This window comes from Desulfurellaceae bacterium (assembly GCA_021296095.1).
Classification (GTDB): Bacteria; Desulfobacterota; Binatia; order Bin18; family Bin18; genus JAAXHF01.
This window is the reverse complement of the sequence record JAGWBB010000122.1, coordinates 7260-9440: the sequence shown is the minus strand read 5'-3', so window position 1 is coordinate 9440 and position 2181 is coordinate 7260. Positions and strand designations below refer to the sequence as shown.

Genomic DNA, 2181 nt, shown 5'->3' with positions numbered 1-2181 from the left:
ACATAGGTGCCGAGACGCACCCGCTCGGTTGACAGCGCCAGCGCGGTCAGGGGCACAAAAGCGCTCCGCCACGCCTCGGTGACATACAGCGCATCGAGACCTGCGGCCTCGGCTTCCCGGGCGATCTGGATCATGTCCCGTTGGGCCATACCGCCCCCGGGAAAAATCAGTCCGCGTCGCATGGCATTCTCCTTCTTCGTTCGAACATCTCAGGCTTGCAACACCAGCAGCCCGTCCCGCACGGCCGGGCCGCCGTCCTCGGTCCGCACCTCGAAGTGCACCGTGTCACCGTGTGGGGTGGAGTGGCGCGCCAGAATACGGACGGTGACCTCTGAGGGCATCAGCACCATCGCCCCAAACCGACACGCCACGCGTTTGACCCGCTCGGGTCTGTTGTCGGCTTCCAATTCCAGCACGCGTGAGACTCCTATCGCCAGGGTCGCCGTGCCGTGCAGGATGAGCGCCGGCAGACCCGCAGCAGCGGCAACCGCGGTATCGGTGTGGACCGGGTTCCAGATGCGCGCGCACTCGGTATACACATGGGCGGCTCCGGGAGTGATCGGGACCGGTACTTCGGCTCGCACTCCAGCGGCGGTGTCGGGGAGCGGGATGGGCGCGGGCAGGTCTGGCGCCTGACGGTCCGGACCGCTGACCTCAACCCCACGATAGATCGCTCCCTGCCAGGTCGAACTGACCAACTCGCCCTGCGCATCGGTCGTATCCAGGCGCAGCGTTTGATAGGCGCCGGGTCTGCGCTGCTCAAGCCCGACAACCGTGGCCCGGGTGGTGAGCCTGTCTCCGGCCCGGATCGGACGGTGGATCACCAGCTCATGGGTGGCGTGAACCGCCCGCACATACTCCTCCTGGCTCAGCGCGGCATTGACCGGATGTTTGCGCATGGCCACAATCACCGGCCATTCCACGCACACCGGGAACACCGGATGGGCCATCACCCCCTCGGGACGCAGGGTATCGAGATAGCACGGCAGGCTGTCGCCTATGCCTGTGGCGTAGGCCATCACCCAGCGGGCGTCAACCTCATGTACGACCGGCTCGCCCGAACTTCCAACACTGTCTGAACTGAGTGGCATGCTGTCCTCCTGTGCGGCAAACGCAGCGTGTACTGGCCTGGTACAACAAAGCGTCTGTTCCCGCAAGCCGTTTGCGTCTGGCGCGTGTCCCGAGGTACAACAGGCGGTCGGGAGAACGGCCATGCGATACATTATCTACGGAGCCGGCGGGATCGGCGGCGGGATTGGCGCCCAGCTCTTTCACCACGGGCATCAGGTCATCCTCATCTGTCGGGGGGAACATCTGAGCGCCATCCAGGACCGGGGGTTGACCCTCAAGACCCCGCACGAGAGCCTGACCCTCAACATCCCAGCCGTCGGCCATCCGTCGCAGATCCGCTTTGACGATCAGGATGTCGTTCTCTTATGCATGAAGTCTCAGGATACCGAGCGGGCCCTATGCGATCTGTATCAGGCCGCCGACGACAGGCTGCCCATCGTGTGTGCCCAAAACGGTGTTGACAACGAGCGTATGGCCGCCCGGCGGTTTCGGCATGTATACGGTATGGTGGTCTGGATGCCCGGCACCTATCTGGAGCCCGGCGTGGTGCTCAATCATGCGGCCCCGATCGGCGGTATTCTTGATGCCGGCCGCTACCCCAGCGGCGTTGACGGACTCATCACCCAGGTTACCGCCGATCTCAGCCACAGCGGGTTCAGCGCCCGGGCCGAGCCCGATATCATGCGCTGGAAGTACACCAAGCTGCTGTCCAATATCCGCAACGCCCTGCAAGCCGCGTGCGGGCTTGACACCCGGTCCACAGCATTCGGGCGGGCGACCCAGGCCGAGACCCGGGCGTGCTATGAGGCGGCCGGCATTGCCTTTGCTCCCGAGGAGGAGTTGCAGACCCGCGTCCGCAGCCAGCTCACACTGGTCGAGATTGAGGGCGAGCCGCGCAGCGGGGGCTCGTCGTGGCAGAGCCTCAAACGCGGCCTGCCGACGATTGAGGCCGATTTTCTGAACGGCGAGATCGTGCTCCTGGGCCAGCAGCACGGCGTCCCGACTCCCTATAATCGCGTCTTGCAGCGCATCGCCAACCACATGGCGGCGACCGGTCAAGCGCCCGGCAGCTACAGCGTTGCAGAGCTGCAAAAGCTGGTCGATGCCGAA

At 65.0% G+C, this 2181-nt stretch carries 3 protein-coding genes; 1 reads left to right on the top strand and 2 read right to left on the bottom strand.

Annotation, left to right across the window (positions count from 1 at the left end):
• The coding region (locus J4F42_20565; protein MCE2487914.1) for an LLM class flavin-dependent oxidoreductase at positions 1 to 182 on the bottom strand (182 nt) is incomplete at its 3' end.
• A gap of 27 nt (positions 183 to 209) precedes the next feature.
• Positions 210 to 1091, bottom strand: coding sequence for a MaoC family dehydratase N-terminal domain-containing protein (locus J4F42_20560; GenBank protein MCE2487913.1), 882 nt, complete (start codon positions 1089 to 1091; stop codon positions 210 to 212).
• 121 nt (positions 1092 to 1212) lie between these two features.
• On the opposite strand from J4F42_20560, the gene J4F42_20555 reads away from it, so the two are divergent.
• Positions 1213 to 2181 (top strand): 2-dehydropantoate 2-reductase (locus J4F42_20555; GenBank protein ID MCE2487912.1); only part of this gene is annotated, 969 nt, incomplete at its 3' end.

Bases quoted from the DNA above. Each gene is read 5' to 3' on its own strand.
- J4F42_20560 (MCE2487913.1), bottom strand. From the start codon at position 1,091: ATGCCACTCAGTTCAGACAGTGTTGGAAGTTCGGGCGAGCCGGTCGTA.